This window comes from Sphingobacterium sp. SGR-19, from assembly GCF_011043555.1.
Classification (GTDB): Bacteria; Bacteroidota; Bacteroidia; order Sphingobacteriales; family Sphingobacteriaceae; genus Sphingobacterium.
Genome location: NZ_JAAKGS010000010.1, coordinates 1 through 15,998, shown reverse-complemented (window position 1 = coordinate 15,998; position 15,998 = coordinate 1). Strand labels below are relative to the sequence as shown.

Genomic DNA, 15,998 nt, shown 5'->3' with positions numbered 1-15,998 from the left:
GTGGCTTAAGTTATACTTTTGTTTGAGATAACAATCATTTTTAAAACAACTTGTGTTGCTTCTCACAAATGGTGCGTACAGTTGCGCGCCGACGTCGCATTTTCGTGCGGGTTCTACCGCGTGTGTTTTTAATCTCCATCAGAATCCTTCCTGTAATCAATTAGCTCAAACTTCACTACATCGCCCTGCTTGATGGTTATTTTGGTTCCGGAAGGTGTGTATTTTCCTGTCATACATGCTTCTTCAGCACCTAGTGGCTCCATATCTAAGTTCACGTCGTCGTGCTTTTCAAGCAGTTCCAACAAATCTCTGCGTAGGTTATCGAAGTACTCGTTAACCAGTTTTAGGTTTTTGTCTTTTGTTTCGTCCATGGTTTAAATATAACTAAAAACGGAAATATCTAAGCGAATTTCAATCTCAGCCACCAAATGGTTGCCAAAGGCAAATTAAACCGACCCATTATTGTTGCTGTATCGAGTAATCTAACCCTGGAATAGCTATGGAGGGTATTATCAAATACTTTCAAGCCATTTGAAATTGCACCAAGATAATAATAAAGACGAGCTCAGCGAAAAGCAGGTATGTATACTAAGATTCAAGTGCTAAGAACTATAACACAATTGCTATCAGGTACTCCCAACAACATTAATACACCTGTTTGGTAAATACCATTGGTGCATACTTCGTATGAGCAATGCAATCACTCTTTTCAGTTATTGTTGTGGCGTCAAAAATAACTTTTCTAGTTCTCTATTTAAAAACTCTCCTTTTAGATCTTTCGCGATGACTACTCCTTCCGGATCAATTAAAAAGTTAGCTGGAATAGACGTTATACCGTATTTAAGATGCACGTCACCTTTATGTCCCTGTAAATCTGATACCTGTGTCCATGTGATACCGTCTTTTTCTATGGCTTCCTTCCATTTGTTTTTGTCTGTATCTATGGATACACTCAAAATAGCGAAGCCTCTATCCCGATAGTGCTGATAGGCGTTGATTGGCTCTTCTTTTTGATTCTTTCGCTAATAGTTTTTCCTTTTTCTGTATTTTTTAGAAGAATCTTCCATTTTGTACATATACATAGCCTCAACAGCACTGTACATAGGCAATATGTACAATGACATAAACCAGTAAAGCATGGTAGCTGACGGCCATATCACACAACATAATCTACAACGCAACGAACATACGTAACTTGTTCCGGTACAAAACATTTAATGCTTAGTGCGAATACTCTTAAGTGCTTGTGCCCACAATAACACCAGTTCCAACATCTCATTAAGAGACCGTATCTGAAACGGCCTTGGAGCTATCGACTCAAAATTTCTAAAATCATCATATAGAGATAAAGAGGTCTGAGGCCTAACATGTGCTATCTGTACTTCGCTCAATATCAACCGTAGGTGTTCAATTGCCCTCAAGCCGCCTGTTGCACCATAGCTTACAAAGCCCGCGGATTTATTATTCCACTCGCTATATAAAAAGTCGATCGCATTCTTAAGAACGCCCGTGATACTATGATTATATTCTGGCGTTACAAACACGAAACCATCGAAATCAGCAACCTTTTGCGACCATATCTTGGTATGTTCTTGTCGGTATTCTCCTAAAGTGGGTGGGAGAGGTTCATCGAACATCGGGAGGTTGTAATCTGCAATATCTACCAGTTCGAAGATTGCATCTGATCGCATTTTTGCGAAACTATAAACCCATTCTGCCACTTTTTGGTTTATCCGCGTCGGGCGGGTGCTGCCCGTTATTATAGCAATTTTTAGCATGTCCGTTTTTTAAGATAGGCAGTTCGTTATCAACTTGCTAGCATTGCGGCTCATTAATAAAAGGTCAAAACCTTCCGGTAAGAATCTCGAAGCAATAGCTTTTCCCAGGCGTTCACCCGCTCCAATGATCAATATTACTTTTTTGTGCATGTTATCTCAGGTTTTCCGATGTCCGTGTATTCTGTGTTGATCGAATCAACCATACGCCGTTTTCTTTCAACAGCAACATTGTCAATATCCCGGTACGTAGCTCGGTATGCAGATTGTCGATTTTAAAATTCTCCCACTTCCATGCGGCGTAAACGATAGCAATGCCATCGCGGATTAAACTAATATCCAGAACGTCGAGATGATATTTCATGTTCTGATTTTGCGTCGACAAAATTTGATGAGCTTTATCATGTTGCTTTATATTTTCTGCATTGGTGGCGTACATTACACCAGACCACGTAATGAACTTTGTGTCTTTGGTAAATAACTTTCCCCAGTTTTCTATGTCATGGTTATTCCAATAAGTGACATATTTGCTAAATAATTCCTTAATCAATTTTTCCTGTTCCATAACGATATCATGTTATTCATCTCCTACAAAGATATCTGACCAATATGCTGTAACATGTGATCATAATCACAATCCTTTTGCTAGCAATTCGATAAAAAGGTTGACAAAAAGCTTATCTTTATCGGATCAGAATTTAATAGCACCTTAATCAAGCAATGACGGATATGGATGATTCTAAAGTGTTAGATGATTTTTATCAAAAGTTGTCCGAGAAGTTTCCGTACGTTACCTCCCGGAGCTGGGAAAAGTTGCGGGAGATATCTGTGGTAAAATATCTTGAAAAGGACGATATCTTTCTTAGGCATGGAGAACGCTTGCATTTCGGAATATTTGTCGTTACCGGATGGCTAAAACTTTACTATCTGGATGAAAAAGGGGACGAGCGAATATCTGCCTTTTGTGAAAGTCTTGAATATATCGACAATTGGAACTCGATTCATCAACAGCAGGCATTGCCGTATTCTGTAAGCGCAATAACTTCAAGCACCATTATATTGTACCCACTTGAAAAGATGGTGAAGACATTCAGCAACGAGCCAGATCTACTTCAATTATGTGTAGACCTTTCTCAAGAAATGATCAGAAAAAAACAGGAGCATTACGAGATACTCACCCTTCGATCTCCAGAAGAACGATATCTTCATTTGTTGGAATCCAAAAAGAACTGGTTACAGGAAATTTCGTTAACCAATCTTGCCAAATTTCTGCATGTGAGTAGAGAGGCGTTAAGCCGGGCGAGAAATCAGGTCTCTTTAAAAAGATTAGATTGACACATCGGCCCCAAAAAAATATCGAGCTCATCTGTGTGATTGCCACCTTATTCATTTGCATATGGAAATCTTTGTATATCTGCTGCATCTTATCCATAATCAGGTGTCCAATAACTTTTCCCTGATAGTAGGGGAGGACTAGTAAATGCGAATAGTATACGACAAGATGTCCATCGGAAATTGCATTACCAAGTCCTACTAAGACGTCTCCATCCCAAGCGGTAATCAGCGAATGAGAATTTATTAGCCCTTTCAGCAGTAGATCAGGTTTCTGGGCTGCACTCCACGCATTGGCTTCGTATAATGGCAAAATTTGATCTGTGGTTATATTTCTTGTATCGTTTAAAACTATTTCCATTTGAAATTGATGGTTTCGGTAATTGCGCTAATTGTTCTTCTTGCTCCCAATATCAAACCCCTTTACCACCGTTACTCCCTTAGAAGAGGCATGGGGTGCATTTTCCTGCAAGCGATCGATGTATTCAAAAAGCAGTTCTATATTTTGGTCGTGGCCCTTTTGTTTTTTTGAAAGCTTTTCAATAGCTAATTTCATTTCTGTAAGCTCATGCTGTATACGAGAGTTGTCTGTCAGGAACTGACGCAACTTCGTGAAAACGCGCATAATCTGTATATTAATTGCTATGGCTTGTTTGCTGTTTAGTACACTCGACAACATTAATACACCATGTTCGGTAAATACCATTGGTGCATACTTCGTATGTTCGCCATGTCTTAAGGTGCCAAGTTGGCTCCTTAAGATTTCTAACTCTTGCTTCGTAAGCTCAAACATGAAATCTTCTGGAAAACGATCTATGTTTCTTCGGACTTGTCTTTTGAGCTGTTTAGTCTCGACGCCATACAATTCTGCAAGATCACTATCTAATATTACCTTTTGTCCCCTAAACTCATATATTTTGTTGGCGAGAACATCGTCCGCTATAGCTACTGCTTTTATTTCTGTTTTGGTTTTACTCATAATTTAATGGTTTCGTTCATAATTCATTATACCAATAAAGTTAACAATAAACTTTTATTGTAATGCAATAATGCTTGCGTTTTATAATTCAATAACGAGCTCATTATGATAGCCATTATAAGGTTCGTCGATGTAACCATTTGGATTGCATACAATTTTAGTATTGCCGATATTGTATTGACAAGGCGTGTGTATATGCCCATGTATCCAATAGTGTGGTTGGCAGTCCTATAAAATTAACAAACCGTTGTATTAAAAACAATTCTCCTGTTGGTTTTCACGGAGTGTAATTTTTATCTGTGTAGCCAACACCATTCTCCGTTCTATAAGAAACTGGCGACCAAACACGCGACAATAATAAAAGAAAACAGATAGTCCAGCCAAATCAACTTTCTCTTATCATCCAAATCATAGGAAGAAAATCGTTTGGCCGTAATTATCAATTCCCATGGTGTAAGTATTTTAAACAGCTGACGGAAAAACTGATAAGATAGAAGCATGACAAGTAGAGTCTTCAGCGGCGCTAAATTATTGCCGTTGACTTCTTGGAAGTCTGAATTGTCTTTTGCTATGAAATAAACGACAAATTGAATAATACCACTAATAAGCCAAAGTAAGTAGACCTTGTAATTCCTTAACTGTATGTAATATTGCATCAACAATAATGCTGGGATCATCCAGAAATAGAGCGAAATACCCTTTCTGACAGATTCAAGTGGTATGATTTCATATTTATAAGTTACCCAAAGCAATAGGGAGGCGAGGAGATGGGCACTCCATAAGACTAGATGGCTAGTTTTAATCGCATTTCGTAAGCTCATGCTGTCCGGATTCCAAATTTCACTACATCGCCCTGCTTGATGGTTATTTTGGTTCCGGAAGGTGTGTATTTTTCTGTTATACATGTTTCGTCCGCATTTAGCGGCTCCATATCTAAGTTCACGTCGTCGTGCTTTTCAAGTAGTTCCAACAAATCTGCGCGTAATTTATCGAAGTACTCGTTAACCAGTTTTAGGTTTCTTTCTTTTGTTTCGTCCATGATCTAAATATAACTAAAAATAGAAATATCTAAGCGAATTTCAATCTCAGTCGCCAGACGATTGGAAGAGCTCATAAAGTCCCTCATTTTTAAACAATATCTTACCAATCTGGACACTGGACCATCCCTCTTTCAATTGGTAACTAAATTTCGGAATCCCATCTTCCACTTTGCAGTCTAAGAAATAAGAATTAACGGCTGTTGATGCCATATCTTTTAACTCATCCATATGTGTCGATATAAAGAACACCGATTTATGGAACTGCGCAAGACCCTTTGTGGTGGCCCGCGTAATCTGTAATGCATCGTTCATATTGGTGCCTTTAAATATTTCATCAAAAATGGCGAAGGTAGGTGTGCCTTCCGACGCTTTAAGTGCAACCTCTTTGAGGTTTTTAACCTCACGTAAAAAATGGCTGTAACCCTGTCGTAAGTTGTCCGTATGATTAATATATATGCAGATGTTCTGGAAAAATGGAAATTTAGCATCTTCCGCAGGAATAGCAATGCCTAGATGGCCTAAATAAACGGATATGGCGATCGCTTTTAAGAAAGTAGATTTGCCGGCCATGTTTGGCCCCGTGATCAACACGACTTGCTTGTCTAGCGATACGCCGTTACGTATGGGCTTAGGTAATAGCGGATGGTAAACGCCCGCGATTGTAAATGCCGGATCTCCAATGCTAGGAAAGATAAAACCTCTCTTATGAATGGAGATACTTAGGGATAATAACGATTCAAATGTAAATAAACGTTTAAAAAAGTCGTTCGTTTCCGTCTCCTGCAGTTTGTTAATTTTCTTTTGAAGAGCGACTATATGAGCAATTTTAAACTTGTTTTCGCGTATAAGTGTGCTGAAAAAATCCAGTTCAAAGTTCAGGAAATATTTTGTTAAGCTCTTGATCTCGTATTTGTAGGAATCAGGGAAGGTATCGGTGTCAATAAAATTGGAGATGAGCGTGTATTGCTGTTGTAAGAATATAATAAGTTGGATATAGATACCCATAGCCGCATTACGCTTTGCTTTGTTTAACAATAGCAGTAATTTGAATCGAAAGTTTAATTTTCTGTTGTCGGGTTTCGTTAAAAGTGTATGTACATCGGCGAAGTCCCGGCTATTATAAAAATACCTCTCTAATAACTTTTTGTTGGCAAGAAAACCTTTAAGTATTTGTTGTCGATTATTTATCGCATCGATATTTTGAAGCGGGGTCAGGAGCATATCGAGTAAAGTATCCCTAGAATAGCTATGGAGAGTATTATCGAATACGTCCAAGATATCCGTTTTGATATTTAAGTCATTAACATTCGTAATATTATTTTCCATGGTGCGCTGGTTGTGCAGACATATGCATTATTCCCTTTTTAACCAAGGATAGTCAACCCCTGACAGTCGCCTCCCAAAAATATGCCTGTGGATGGTAAAACTAAACTACTATAAATATATCATTATTTGATTAATAAGTCTTCTAGATACTATGGTAGGAGAGACCCGGACTATTTCCATTTGAAATTGCACCAATAAAGATAATAATAAAGAGGGGCTCAACGAAAAGCTGTGAAAGTTTCTAACGTCTCTTCGAATGCTATTCGGCCTTTGTTTATACACTGTTCGGACTCTGTTCGCCCATTGAACGATGATTTACCGTGTGTTTACCGTATATTTAACGTGCGCAACACGGTAAATACACGGTAATTTACCGGTAGAATGCCGGTAATCTTCCGAACAACATTCGAACAAGATGCGAACAAGATGCGAACAAGGTCTTAATAAAGTCTACGCATGCGAAAAGTGTCTATGCTAAGTTTCAAGTGCAGTTTATCAATAAGGATAGAGGTTATTGATGAGTTCCATTTCATTTTATCGTTTTCTAATACTATTATGTACCTTAGTTCAACGAAAATATCTTATGCCAAATATTTATATTATTTCCGGATGTAACGGAGCAGGTAAGACAACCGCTAGCTATACGGTTTTGCCCGAAATATTGGATTGTAAAGAATTTGTCAATGCAGACAATATAGCAGCTGGTATTTCGCCATTCAATCCTGATAAGGTTGCGTTAGCTGCAGGTCGTATCATGCTCGAAAGGATAAGCGAACTAATGAAGGAGGGGGCTGATTTTGCTTTTGAAACCACCCTCTCCACCAGAAGTTATCAATCATTGGTTCAAAAAGCACAAACTATTGGTTACACCGTGACGTTATTATATTTTTGGTTAGAGTCTCCGGATTTAGCTATTCAGCGAGTAAAAAAGAGGGTTTCCATGGGAGGTCACCATATTCCTGATGAGGTTGTTGTCCGTCGGTACCATCGAGGTCTATCAAATTTATTGAATATTTATCTCCCTATATGTGAGCGATGGTTGGTACTCGACAACATGGATCTGACACCGGAAATTATTGCTCAAAAAGATGAGTTTGGAGAAGTCGTTGTAAATGACGAAATTTGGTCAAGAATATATGCAGATTATTATGGTAACGGATAAAGACAACATTTCTACCCTTCCCTTTGCTGAGCGTGTCCGACTAGGTGTGCAAAAAGCTTTGCGTAAGCTAGCCGAAGAAAGTGCGCTAAAAGGTGAAAGTTTGGTGGTAAAGATAGAAGGAGAGGTGAAAGAAGTTCCGGCAAAAGACCTTCTTGCAAATATGCCAAAGGCAAGATAAGGGCCCTTTCGAAGCCTACCTTTTTATAAACATCGATAGCTTTACCGTCCGGAGTTAACATTTGCATATGGAAATCTTTGTATATTTCTTGCATCTTATCCATGATCATGTGTCTAAACCCATCGAATTCGACGGGTTTAGAATCTGAGTTGTAGATTATTTTCCAAAAGACTGATATAGGTAACAAAACGATTGCACCGCTATGTCTTTTCCTGAAATAGCTTACCCCGAAATTGAATTTAAGTGGCTTGAACGTGGTGGACGCCAGTTTCAAATTGCTGTTTTCTTCTGCTTCAACATCCGTTTATAGATTTCTGGATTGTGTTCATAGAGATATTGGATACCATGGCCTTCACCTTTAAGTCGATGGAAGGTTATGTTTCCATTGCATTTTTGTAAGGAGTCAACTATTCTTTCCGTTTCGTGTATGGATATTTCGTCATCGGCGGTTCCGTGAAACCCAGCTAGAATTTCCACGATCCCGACAAAAATGTTGTATCCTTTCGAATATCCAAAGTAAGTCCAAGCTAATCCCATGGGAGAAAATTCGCCTAAGGGCTGCATCAATCGATCTAGACCGGGAGGAGGCATCTGGGCATGAACCAGCTTTATCATACCATAATTTATCAACATGAAAGCAATGTAATAGCGAATAAACGTTGTTAACCAACAATAGCATGTAACGTAACTTTTTCGTTTCCTATCCGCAATAGACCAAATTATAGTGCAGATTTTTTTTAGAAAAGAATGAAGACTGGACGGACTGTAACAAACTTATTTCAAGCTGCATTGTTGTATTGTTAAGCGTAAATAGACGACCATGAACAATACTTTACTGGTACTTACCGATTTTTCAGACAATGCTTGGTCTGGCATCCGCTACTCGGCATTTCTAGCTGAGCAGTTTCAGTGGAAGTTACATATTTTGCATACTTATGCCCCATCGGCCAATTTGACCTTTCAAGATCATTTTGGAGAAGCTGTAGCAGAAGTACAGCGAAAAGAAGGGGAATCGAAAATGAAAACTTTGGCAGCAAAATTAACTGATCTACACCCGGATGCCCGTGTGACCACGGCCTGTATGTTTGGCGACGTGGCTGACACAGTATTGAATTTGTTGCAGGAAAACAGCTACGTCTTTGTCGTGATGGGAACAGCTGGTGCGAGTGGACTAAAAAAACGTACTTTGGGCAGTACCACGTTAAACTTGATCAAGTGTTGTCCCATTGGGATAATAGCTGTACCAGAGCAGTTAGGACAGTCCAAAGTCGAAAAGGTGGGATTACTCACTAATTTTAAAAATAATGAACGAACCTTGTTGCAATCGTTAACCGATCGCGTGCCCGGTACGCTCGATCTGCTGTTAATGCATGTGACGGAAAAAGGTATAACTGCTGCTCCAGAGACGATCAATAGTCTTACTGCAGCATTTGCCGACAAGCTTCAGTTTAATAGCATTAAATATATTGAAAAGAATGCAGTGTATCGATTGGACTATTACATGCCTATACCCCGTGCGATCGATTGGATGATTGAGAAGGAGGGAGTAGATCTATTAGTCGTTTGTTACAATCGAAAGAGCTTTTTTACAAGATTTATGTCGCGCAATTTGCCAAAATATATAAGCAATAACCTGTTGATCCCGACATATTTTAGATCCGAGAGCTTTTTATAGTGTTGAATTTTACCATTTCCCTACTCCCGCATTGTACGGTCGCTGAATGTTTTTGTTAAAAGATTCATCATGGTATTCGCTGTCGACCTTCGTAGATAAAATATCTTGTAAAATCGTACAGTGCACGCATTTAGATGTACATATACATAAAGGTAAAGTAATAGACAAATAGTCTTGCGGATAACTACTTGACGGTATGCTTATAAGGAGGTTGTGTGATAATTTTATCGAAAGAAAAGGGGCAAAATAACTTTGCCCCATTATATCCTCTATCTTAATTTTTGAGGTATTGAATTTATCGTGCTACACGGACGTTTGTCGCATTAACACCTTTTTTTCCATTCTCTACGTCAAATGTCACCGAATCGTTTTCGCGGATGTTACTCATAAGTCCAGTTGTGTGGACAAAAATATCTGCACCGCCATCTGTGGGTGTGATAAAACCGAAACCTTTTGTTTCGTTAAAGAATTTTACTGTTCCTTCTTGCATTGTATTATTGTTTTATTGATAAATTATTCGATTATTGTGCGATCGGCACCTGAAAGCCGATCAGTTTTTGGATTTTTGCCAGCATCGGCCTCTCATCTTCACTACAGAATGAAACGGCTTTCCCTTCCTTTCCTGCCCGTCCGGTACGTCCTATACGGTGTACGTATGTTTCGGAATCTCCTGGGAGATCGTAGTTAATGACCTGTGGAAGCTCTTTAATGTCAATTCCTCTGGATGCTATATCTGTAGCTATAAGTACATTGATCTTACCATTCTTAAAGGATAGAAGGGCGTTTTCCCGAGCATTCTGTGATTTATTACCATGTATACACGCTGTCTGTACCCCGCTTTTTCCGAGTGACTTTGCCAACCGATCTGCACCATGCTTGGTGCGCATAAATATGAGAGTCTGTATGTTTTTTTCACCAAGTAGCATCTTGGTCAACCGTTTTGTCTTTTGGTTCTTGTCTATAAAGAACACAGACTGGCTCACCTTTTCAGATGTCGAAGATATGGGAGAAACACTGACCTCAACAGGTTGATCCAAGATCTCTCCGGCAAATTTTCGTATAGCCTTGGGCATGGTTGCTGAAAAAAGCAACGTCTGCTTTTGGGCAGGCATACGTTTCAATATTTTTTTGATATCGTTGACAAATCCCATATCAAGCATATTGTCTGCTTCGTCAAGAATTAACCTTCGGACTGAACCGAGGTCTACATGCCCCTGATTCATTAAGTCCAACAACCGTCCGGGAGTAGCAACAAGTATATCCACACCTTTTTGTAAACGGGATACCTGGTTAACCTGCGAAACACCGCCATAAATAACCATATGTTCGATGGGGAGATATTTACCGTAACCGGCGAAACTCTGACCAATCTGTACGGCCAATTCCCTTGTAGGAACCACGACCAATGCGCGCGGCTTTTTGCCGGTATATTGTTCTGTAGCTAATAAATGTAAAAGTGGTATTGCGAAAGCTCCTGTTTTTCCGGTTCCTGTCTGTGCACAACCTATTATATTCTTACCTTGGAGGATATATGGAATAGATTGCTTCTGTATGTCGGTAGGTGCTGTGTGCCCTAATCCGTCGATAGCTTTTAAAAGGGGAGCTATCAGCCCGATGTTTTTGAAATCCATTGTTTTCTGTTGACTGTTTATCTTATCCCTATCGTCGATCATTAGGAAATAAGAATTATACCTATTTAAGACAAGGCGTTGCTTACACATGTTGTAAGACAATTTTCGTTTTGTTAACAGAAATATATGAGAGACTTAAAAATCGGAACCTAAATGTCGCGTAGCAGATTAATGCTATATATATTATTGAAAACTTTAAAATGGCGACTGAATAAACTAAACTGAAAGCGAGGTTATAACCAAACTGGCAGAAGAATCGTAGGCAGAGCCTTGTGTTGGTTGCAAATATATAACTATATTCCCATATATGCAAATTTAATAAAGCCTGCTGAAGGAATGTTTAGAACGGGATAATGCACATGGCTTACCTTTGGGAATAGATGGTGTTCTACCTGAAAATTTAATCCGAATAATAACACAGCAAACCAATCATTGGGAAAGCCCGACAAAAAGTTTAAAGAAAGACATTGATCAAGATTGGTGTTCAGCATTTAGATTGACCACAATTACTTATCATAGATCAAGAATAAGAAGAAAGATCCGGTGTACATTTGTAGTATGAAGAATATAGGGTTTTTATCATTTGGTCATTGGGCTAATCTTCCAGCCTATGATACCAAAACAGCTAGTGACACTTTGCTTCAATCCATTGATTTAGCAGTTGCAGCTGAGGCTATTGGTGTTGATGGTGCATATTTTAGGGTACATCATTTTGCGCGTCAATTGGCTTCTCCTTTTCCATTACTTTCGGCTATAGGGGCTAAGACAAATAAAATAGAAATCGGAACTGGTGTGATCGATATGCGTTATGAGAACCCGATGTATATGGTTGAAGATGCGAGTTCTGCAGACTTAATAGCTGAGGGCAGGTTGCAACTTGGTGTCAGTAGAGGTTCTCCAGAGCAAGTAATCGATGGTTGGAAACACTTTGGTTACACATTACAAGATGGGGAAACCGACCAAGATATGGGTAGAAGAAAGGGACTAGAGTTTTACAATTTGCTGAAAGGAGAGGGGTTTGCACAACCTAACCCTAATCCCATGTTTCCTAATCCGCCTGGATTGTTAGGAATAGAACCAAATTCACGTGGTTTGAGAGATCGCATATGGTGGGGTTCTGCCTCTGATGCAACAGCAGAATGGGCAGGAGAAATCGGGATGAACCTACAAAGTTCTACATTAAAGTATGATGAAAGTGGTAAGCCATTTCATGTACAACAAGCTGAGCAAATACGGAAGTATAGAGAAGCGTATAAAAAAGCAGGACATACACGTGAACCTAGAGTTTCGGTTAGTAGATCAATTTTTGCTATCGTGAATGATCAGGATAGATATTATTTTGGTCAGCAAGCCGAAAGTGTAGATAAAGTCGGCATATTGGAAGGGACACAGAGAGCAGTTTTTGGTCGTAGCTATGCTGCTGAACCGGATCAATTGATCAAAGAATTGGCAAACGATGAAGCGATTCAAGAAGCTGACACTTTATTGTTGACGATTCCCAATACGCTAGGTGTAGACTATAATATTCACGTATTAGAGTCTATCTTGAAGTATGTAGCACCTGAATTAGGCTGGCGTTAAAATGTTTTGATTGTAGTCAATATAGCTTTTATTGTCGGTGAGCAGACTTTTAATGTTTTTCTCATCTGTGGCGGGCTCGTATACCACTTCTGCTATCTGCTCCGCTTGTGAAGAATCGGCAGTCATCATGTCCAGATCTTGGCGTATTTACCTCCCTTATATATGGTCTGCAGAATTTTATTGAATATACCGTTTATGAAACTTTAAGGCTAGAATTAAAAATACATTAATTTTACAAAATTATATTGTGCGCAATACATAATGGCTTTATCTTTGTAGAGTAAACGAGTACAAGATGGATCATTTAAAATTAGAAAATCAAGTTTGCTTCCCAATTTACACTTTGGCAAAAGAGATGGTGAACAAATATCGATCCTTGCTAGAAGATTTGGAGTTAACTTATCCACAATATTTGGTGATGCTCGTGCTTTGGGAGAAAGATGAACAATCTGTTTCGGCCATCGGAGAGAAGTTGAATCTAGACAGTGGTACACTGACCCCCCTTTTAAAGCGGTTAGAACAAAAGGAAATTGTAATGCGGAAGAGAAGTCAGGCAGATGAAAGAATGGTAGTCATTTCCCTTACAGCAGCGGGTCATCAATTAAAAACGAAAGCACAAAATGTACCTTCAGCAATGGTTGATGCAATGTCTATACCTGTAGCAGAATTAAAACTATTGAAAAATAGTATAGACAAGATATTATCAAATTTATAAAAATAGAAAAATGAAAACTTTGTATACAACACGTGTTACCGCTCAAGGAGGACGAGACGGACACATCAAAAGTGAAAATGGTGTATTGAATGTAGATGTACGTGCACCGAAAGCATTGGGCGGTAAAAGTGATGACTTTACTAATCCCGAGATGTTATTTGCAGGTGGATATGCAGCATGTTTTGATAGCGCTTTGAATTTGGTGATTAAAAAATCACGTATTCAGACAGGAGAAACTACTGTAACCGCTAAGGTAGGGATCGGGCAGTTAGATAATGGTGGTTTTGGTTTGGAGGCCGAGTTAGAGGTTAATATTCCAGGGGTCTCCATAGAAGAAGCCAACAAACTCGTAGAACAGGCGCATCAAGTTTGTCCTTATTCCAATGCGACACGCGGAAATATAGAAGTAAAATTGGTAGTAACTAACAATTAAAAGTAACATATAAATGGTATGGACTTTAAAAATGTAACAATAGCAGGGAGTGGTGTATTGGGCTATCAGATTGCTTTTCAAACAGCATTCCACAATTTTAACGTAACTGTTTATGATATTAACGATGAAGTATTAGAAAAAGCGAAAGCAAAATTTGATATTTTGAGTGAAGCTTTCAAACAAGATTTGGGTGCGACAGATGATCAGTTGCAAGCTACAAAAGCGAGATTATCGTATACGTCAGATTTAGCTGAAGCAGTTAAAGACGCAGATTTAGTGATTGAAGCTGTACCTGAAAATCCACAAATTAAGATTGAATTTTATCAAAAATTAGCAAAAGTTGCTCCGGAGAAAACCGTTTTTGCCACCAACTCGTCTACCTTATTACCGAGTCAATTTGCAGCGTATACCGGACGTCCGGAAAAATTTGTGGCCCTACACTTTGCCAATGAAATATGGAAACATAATACTGGGGAAGTAATGAAACATCCTGGTACTTCGGATGAAGTATTTGAAATTTTATTAGTATTTGCTAAACAGATCGGCATGGTGCCTTTGGCCATCCATAAAGAACAGCCAGGTTACATTGTCAATTCACTGCTAGTTCCTCTTTTGAGCGCCGGAATGGACTTGTGGATAAGAGATGTAGCAGATATTGAGACTGTCGATAAGACTTGGATGGTTGCTACAGGTGCTCCATTAGGTCCTTTTGGTATTCTGGATGTTGTGGGAATTACCACCGCTTATAATATTAATAAAATGGTGGCAGATAAAACCAAGGATCCTGTAAAACTTAAAATTGCAGATAAGCTGAAAGCAGAATTTATAGATAAAGGTAAATTGGGTGTAGAGACAGGTGAAGGGTTTTATAAATATCCAAATCCAAGCTTTAAACAAAAAGATTTTTTAAAATAAATAACAATGTCATTAATAGAAGATTTGAAATGGAGACATGCTGTCAAAGCGTATGATCCGAATAAAAAAGTAAGTCAAGAAGATATTGACAAAATAGTAGAAGCAGCTCGTTTAGCACCTACTTCTTCTGGTCTACAACCGTTTAAGGTAATCATAGTACAAGACCAGGAAGTGAAAAACAAATTGGTAAAAGGTGCGCTGAATCCAGAATGTATGCGCGATGCTTCACACATCATTATTTTTGCAGCTTGGGATAGATATACGGCAGATCGTATAGATCATGTGTATAATTTCACAACAGACGAAAGAGGATTGCCACGCGGACGATTTGATTCGTATACCGATATGCTCAAAAATATTTATCTCAACGAACCTGCTGAACGCAATTTTGCTCATACAGCACGTCAGACCTATATTGCGTTAGGCATGGCATTGGCTCAAGCAGCTGAATTACGTGTAGACACTACTCCAGCCGAAGGTTTTAATAATGCGATTATAGACGAAGTGCTAGAATTGGAAAAACAGGGTCTGAAAAGCGTTTCTTTGATGTATGTAGGTTATGCCGATGCAGAAAAAGATTGGCTTTCGACCATGAAAAAAGTACGTGTACCTAAAGAAGATTTTGTATTAACGTACTAAAATTTTGCTAATCCTTATTGGATTTTTAAAAGTGCGTTATTTCCATTGAAGTAATGCACTTTTTTGTAGTCAGTAAACTCTATAAAACGACCGATTTAGCTGATAATTTCAATAAAAAATTAATCTATTTCTGTTCGGAATGCAGACCTCATCAACTCTTGCTCAGCTCTTGAAATACCTATTTGCTTTGATATGGATTCCCATCCTTTCACAACAATCAAAACTTCGGCTATAATGCTGTTCATTTGACGATCATTCAACCTAAAATATTCACCTACACTTTTTGCTAGATCAAAATCCAAAGCATTATTGTGCATATCGATATTCAAAGCTAAACCATCTCTGTCAATAGAGGGGCTAAGATCATAAGCTGGTGACAACATCCAACCTTCATCATTCAAAATAAAACCAGTTTTCTAATACTATTATGTACCTTAGTCCAACGAAAATATCTTATGCCAAATATTTATATTATTTCTGGATGTAACGGAGCAGGTAAAACAACCGCTAGCTATACGGTTTTGCCCGAAATATTGGATTGTAAAGAATTTGTCAATGCAGACAACATAGCAGCTGGTATTTCGCCATTCAATCCTGATAAGGTTGCGTTAGCTGCA

23 protein-coding genes and 1 pseudogene are annotated in these 15,998 nt (G+C 38.7%); 9 read left to right on the top strand and 15 right to left on the bottom strand.

Going from position 1 to position 15,998, the window contains the following annotated elements:
• Positions 1 to 128: 128 nt before the first annotated feature.
• The 4 genes from G5B43_RS16470 to G5B43_RS16455 all read right to left on the bottom strand — a co-directional run bounded on the left by G5B43_RS16470 (position 129) and on the right by G5B43_RS16455 (position 2,340).
• The gene (locus G5B43_RS16470) at positions 129 to 371 is read right to left on the bottom strand and encodes a hypothetical protein (RefSeq protein ID WP_165295901.1); all 243 of its coding nucleotides are present in this window, start codon (positions 369 to 371) and stop codon (positions 129 to 131) included.
• Between the two features lie 342 nt (positions 372 to 713).
• Positions 714 to 998: a peroxiredoxin family protein gene (locus tag G5B43_RS16465; RefSeq protein ID WP_165296063.1), complete on the bottom strand. Its 285-nt coding sequence runs from the start codon at positions 996 to 998 to the stop codon at positions 714 to 716.
• Positions 999 to 1,214: 216 nt separating this feature from the next.
• The gene (locus G5B43_RS16460; RefSeq protein ID WP_165295900.1) at positions 1,215 to 1,778 is read right to left on the bottom strand and encodes an NADPH-dependent FMN reductase; all 564 of its coding nucleotides are present in this window, start codon (positions 1,776 to 1,778) and stop codon (positions 1,215 to 1,217) included.
• A gap of 151 nt (positions 1,779 to 1,929) precedes the next feature.
• A complete protein-coding gene (locus G5B43_RS16455) occupies positions 1,930 to 2,340 on the bottom strand; it encodes an SgcJ/EcaC family oxidoreductase (protein ID WP_165295899.1) in 411 nt (136 codons plus the stop codon).
• A 164-nt stretch (positions 2,341 to 2,504) separates the two neighbouring features.
• Here G5B43_RS16455 and G5B43_RS16450 point away from each other — a divergent pair, with 164 nt between their 5' ends.
• The gene (locus G5B43_RS16450) at positions 2,505 to 3,110 is read left to right on the top strand and encodes a Crp/Fnr family transcriptional regulator (RefSeq protein WP_165295898.1); all 606 of its coding nucleotides are present in this window, start codon (positions 2,505 to 2,507) and stop codon (positions 3,108 to 3,110) included.
• Positions 3,111 to 3,135: 25 nt separating this feature from the next.
• Here G5B43_RS16450 and G5B43_RS19710 read toward each other — a convergent pair.
• The 5 genes and pseudogenes from G5B43_RS19710 to G5B43_RS16430 all read right to left on the bottom strand — a co-directional run.
• Positions 3,136 to 3,468, bottom strand: a pseudogene (locus G5B43_RS19710) (GNAT family N-acetyltransferase); the annotation flags it as partial.
• A gap of 27 nt (positions 3,469 to 3,495) precedes the next feature.
• Positions 3,496 to 4,086, bottom strand: coding sequence for an ORF6N domain-containing protein (locus tag G5B43_RS16445; protein WP_165295897.1), 591 nt, complete (start codon positions 4,084 to 4,086; stop codon positions 3,496 to 3,498).
• A 323-nt stretch (positions 4,087 to 4,409) separates the two neighbouring features.
• Positions 4,410 to 4,907 carry a hypothetical protein gene (locus G5B43_RS16440; RefSeq protein WP_165295896.1) on the bottom strand — a complete coding sequence of 166 codons (498 nt, stop codon included), beginning with the start codon at positions 4,905 to 4,907 and terminating at the stop codon, positions 4,410 to 4,412.
• On the bottom strand, positions 4,904 to 5,125 hold the full coding sequence (locus tag G5B43_RS16435; RefSeq protein ID WP_165295895.1) for a hypothetical protein: 222 nt from the start codon (positions 5,123 to 5,125) through the stop codon (positions 4,904 to 4,906). Before G5B43_RS16435 ends, G5B43_RS16440 begins: the two co-directional genes overlap by 4 nt.
• 46 nt (positions 5,126 to 5,171) lie before the next feature.
• Positions 5,172 to 6,452: a MutS-related protein gene (locus tag G5B43_RS16430; RefSeq protein ID WP_165295894.1), complete on the bottom strand. Its 1,281-nt coding sequence runs from the start codon at positions 6,450 to 6,452 to the stop codon at positions 5,172 to 5,174.
• Positions 6,453 to 7,035: 583 nt separating this feature from the next.
• Between G5B43_RS16430 and G5B43_RS16425 the strand changes: the two genes are divergently transcribed.
• A complete protein-coding gene (locus G5B43_RS16425; RefSeq protein ID WP_165295893.1) occupies positions 7,036 to 7,614 on the top strand; it encodes a zeta toxin family protein in 579 nt (192 codons plus the stop codon).
• A complete protein-coding gene (locus tag G5B43_RS16420; protein WP_165294464.1) occupies positions 7,589 to 7,792 on the top strand; it encodes a hypothetical protein in 204 nt (67 codons plus the stop codon). The genes G5B43_RS16425 and G5B43_RS16420 overlap by 26 nt, the downstream gene beginning before the upstream one ends.
• Positions 7,793 to 8,062: 270 nt before the next feature.
• Here G5B43_RS16420 and G5B43_RS16415 read toward each other — a convergent pair whose 3' ends face one another.
• Positions 8,063 to 8,407: a prolyl oligopeptidase family serine peptidase gene (locus tag G5B43_RS16415; RefSeq protein ID WP_165295892.1), complete on the bottom strand. Its 345-nt coding sequence runs from the start codon at positions 8,405 to 8,407 to the stop codon at positions 8,063 to 8,065.
• 205 nt (positions 8,408 to 8,612) lie between these two features.
• Here G5B43_RS16415 and G5B43_RS16410 point away from each other — a divergent pair, with 205 nt between their 5' ends.
• Positions 8,613 to 9,467, top strand: a complete 855-nt coding sequence (locus G5B43_RS16410) for a universal stress protein (RefSeq protein WP_165295891.1) — start codon at positions 8,613 to 8,615, stop codon at positions 9,465 to 9,467.
• 295 nt (positions 9,468 to 9,762) lie between these two features.
• Here the strand turns inward: G5B43_RS16410 and G5B43_RS16405 are convergent, their stop codons facing one another.
• The 3 genes from G5B43_RS16405 to G5B43_RS19290 form a co-directional block, all read right to left on the bottom strand.
• Positions 9,763 to 9,957: a cold-shock protein gene (locus G5B43_RS16405; RefSeq protein ID WP_165295890.1), complete on the bottom strand. Its 195-nt coding sequence runs from the start codon at positions 9,955 to 9,957 to the stop codon at positions 9,763 to 9,765.
• A 31-nt stretch (positions 9,958 to 9,988) separates the two neighbouring features.
• A complete protein-coding gene (locus tag G5B43_RS16400; protein ID WP_165295889.1) occupies positions 9,989 to 11,098 on the bottom strand; it encodes a DEAD/DEAH box helicase in 1,110 nt (369 codons plus the stop codon).
• A gap of 293 nt (positions 11,099 to 11,391) precedes the next feature.
• Complete coding sequence (locus tag G5B43_RS19290; RefSeq protein WP_206367399.1) at positions 11,392 to 11,589, bottom strand: fatty acid desaturase; 198 nt, start codon at positions 11,587 to 11,589, stop codon at positions 11,392 to 11,394.
• Between the two features lie 67 nt (positions 11,590 to 11,656).
• Here G5B43_RS19290 and G5B43_RS16390 point away from each other — a divergent pair, with 67 nt between their 5' ends.
• The gene (locus tag G5B43_RS16390; RefSeq protein ID WP_165295888.1) at positions 11,657 to 12,679 is read left to right on the top strand and encodes an LLM class flavin-dependent oxidoreductase; all 1,023 of its coding nucleotides are present in this window, start codon (positions 11,657 to 11,659) and stop codon (positions 12,677 to 12,679) included.
• On the opposite strand, the gene G5B43_RS16385 is transcribed toward G5B43_RS16390, so the two are convergent.
• Positions 12,665 to 12,808 (bottom strand): hypothetical protein, encoded by a 144-nt coding sequence (locus G5B43_RS16385; protein ID WP_165295887.1) that lies wholly within the window; start codon positions 12,806 to 12,808, stop codon positions 12,665 to 12,667. The genes G5B43_RS16390 and G5B43_RS16385 overlap by 15 nt on opposite strands.
• Positions 12,809 to 12,974: 166 nt before the next feature.
• On the opposite strand from G5B43_RS16385, the gene G5B43_RS16380 reads away from it, so the two are divergent.
• From G5B43_RS16380 to G5B43_RS16365, 4 genes are read left to right on the top strand one after another with little or no spacing between them, the layout of a single operon-like run.
• Positions 12,975 to 13,394: a MarR family winged helix-turn-helix transcriptional regulator gene (locus tag G5B43_RS16380; RefSeq protein ID WP_165295886.1), complete on the top strand. Its 420-nt coding sequence runs from the start codon at positions 12,975 to 12,977 to the stop codon at positions 13,392 to 13,394.
• A 10-nt stretch (positions 13,395 to 13,404) separates the two neighbouring features.
• Positions 13,405 to 13,827 carry an organic hydroperoxide resistance protein gene (locus G5B43_RS16375; protein WP_105715840.1) on the top strand — a complete coding sequence of 141 codons (423 nt, stop codon included), beginning with the start codon at positions 13,405 to 13,407 and terminating at the stop codon, positions 13,825 to 13,827.
• 18 nt (positions 13,828 to 13,845) lie between these two features.
• Complete coding sequence (locus tag G5B43_RS16370) at positions 13,846 to 14,742, top strand: 3-hydroxyacyl-CoA dehydrogenase (protein WP_165295885.1); 897 nt, start codon at positions 13,846 to 13,848, stop codon at positions 14,740 to 14,742.
• Between the two features lie 6 nt (positions 14,743 to 14,748).
• Complete coding sequence (locus tag G5B43_RS16365) at positions 14,749 to 15,381, top strand: NAD(P)H-dependent oxidoreductase (protein WP_165295884.1); 633 nt, start codon at positions 14,749 to 14,751, stop codon at positions 15,379 to 15,381.
• 119 nt (positions 15,382 to 15,500) lie between these two features.
• On the opposite strand, the gene G5B43_RS16360 is transcribed toward G5B43_RS16365, so the two are convergent.
• Positions 15,501 to 15,782, bottom strand: a complete 282-nt coding sequence (locus tag G5B43_RS16360) for a HipA domain-containing protein (protein ID WP_240904897.1) — start codon at positions 15,780 to 15,782, stop codon at positions 15,501 to 15,503.
• Positions 15,783 to 15,998: the final 216 nt, after the last annotated feature.

Excerpts from the sequence above, each read along its gene's own strand:
- G5B43_RS19290 (WP_206367399.1), bottom strand. The coding sequence starts at position 11,589 with ATGCTGAACACCAATCTTGATCAATGTCTTTCTTTAAACTTTTTGTCG.
- G5B43_RS16425 (WP_165295893.1), top strand. The coding sequence starts at position 7,036 with ATGCCAAATATTTATATTATTTCCGGATGTAACGGAGCAGGTAAGACA.
- G5B43_RS16445 (WP_165295897.1), bottom strand. The coding sequence starts at position 4,086 with ATGAGTAAAACCAAAACAGAAATAAAAGCAGTAGCTATAGCGGACGAT.
- G5B43_RS16390 (WP_165295888.1), top strand. The coding sequence starts at position 11,657 with ATGAAGAATATAGGGTTTTTATCATTTGGTCATTGGGCTAATCTTCCA.
- G5B43_RS16450 (WP_165295898.1), top strand. The coding sequence starts at position 2,505 with ATGGATGATTCTAAAGTGTTAGATGATTTTTATCAAAAGTTGTCCGAG.
- G5B43_RS16385 (WP_165295887.1), bottom strand. The coding sequence starts at position 12,808 with ATGATGACTGCCGATTCTTCACAAGCGGAGCAGATAGCAGAAGTGGTA.
- G5B43_RS16470 (WP_165295901.1), bottom strand. The coding sequence starts at position 371 with ATGGACGAAACAAAAGACAAAAACCTAAAACTGGTTAACGAGTACTTC.
- G5B43_RS16365 (WP_165295884.1), top strand. The coding sequence starts at position 14,749 with ATGTCATTAATAGAAGATTTGAAATGGAGACATGCTGTCAAAGCGTAT.
- G5B43_RS16430 (WP_165295894.1), bottom strand. The coding sequence starts at position 6,452 with ATGGAAAATAATATTACGAATGTTAATGACTTAAATATCAAAACGGAT.
- G5B43_RS16405 (WP_165295890.1), bottom strand. The coding sequence starts at position 9,957 with ATGCAAGAAGGAACAGTAAAATTCTTTAACGAAACAAAAGGTTTCGGT.
- G5B43_RS16400 (WP_165295889.1), bottom strand. The coding sequence starts at position 11,098 with ATGGATTTCAAAAACATCGGGCTGATAGCTCCCCTTTTAAAAGCTATC.
- G5B43_RS16435 (WP_165295895.1), bottom strand. The coding sequence starts at position 5,125 with ATGGACGAAACAAAAGAAAGAAACCTAAAACTGGTTAACGAGTACTTC.
- G5B43_RS16380 (WP_165295886.1), top strand. The coding sequence starts at position 12,975 with ATGGATCATTTAAAATTAGAAAATCAAGTTTGCTTCCCAATTTACACT.
- G5B43_RS16415 (WP_165295892.1), bottom strand. The coding sequence starts at position 8,407 with ATGATAAAGCTGGTTCATGCCCAGATGCCTCCTCCCGGTCTAGATCGA.
- G5B43_RS16420 (WP_165294464.1), top strand. The coding sequence starts at position 7,589 with ATGCAGATTATTATGGTAACGGATAAAGACAACATTTCTACCCTTCCC.
- G5B43_RS16460 (WP_165295900.1), bottom strand. The coding sequence starts at position 1,778 with ATGCTAAAAATTGCTATAATAACGGGCAGCACCCGCCCGACGCGGATA.
- G5B43_RS16410 (WP_165295891.1), top strand. The coding sequence starts at position 8,613 with ATGAACAATACTTTACTGGTACTTACCGATTTTTCAGACAATGCTTGG.
- G5B43_RS16375 (WP_105715840.1), top strand. The coding sequence starts at position 13,405 with ATGAAAACTTTGTATACAACACGTGTTACCGCTCAAGGAGGACGAGAC.
- G5B43_RS16455 (WP_165295899.1), bottom strand. The coding sequence starts at position 2,340 with ATGGAACAGGAAAAATTGATTAAGGAATTATTTAGCAAATATGTCACT.
- G5B43_RS16370 (WP_165295885.1), top strand. The coding sequence starts at position 13,846 with ATGGACTTTAAAAATGTAACAATAGCAGGGAGTGGTGTATTGGGCTAT.
- G5B43_RS16440 (WP_165295896.1), bottom strand. The coding sequence starts at position 4,907 with ATGAGCTTACGAAATGCGATTAAAACTAGCCATCTAGTCTTATGGAGT.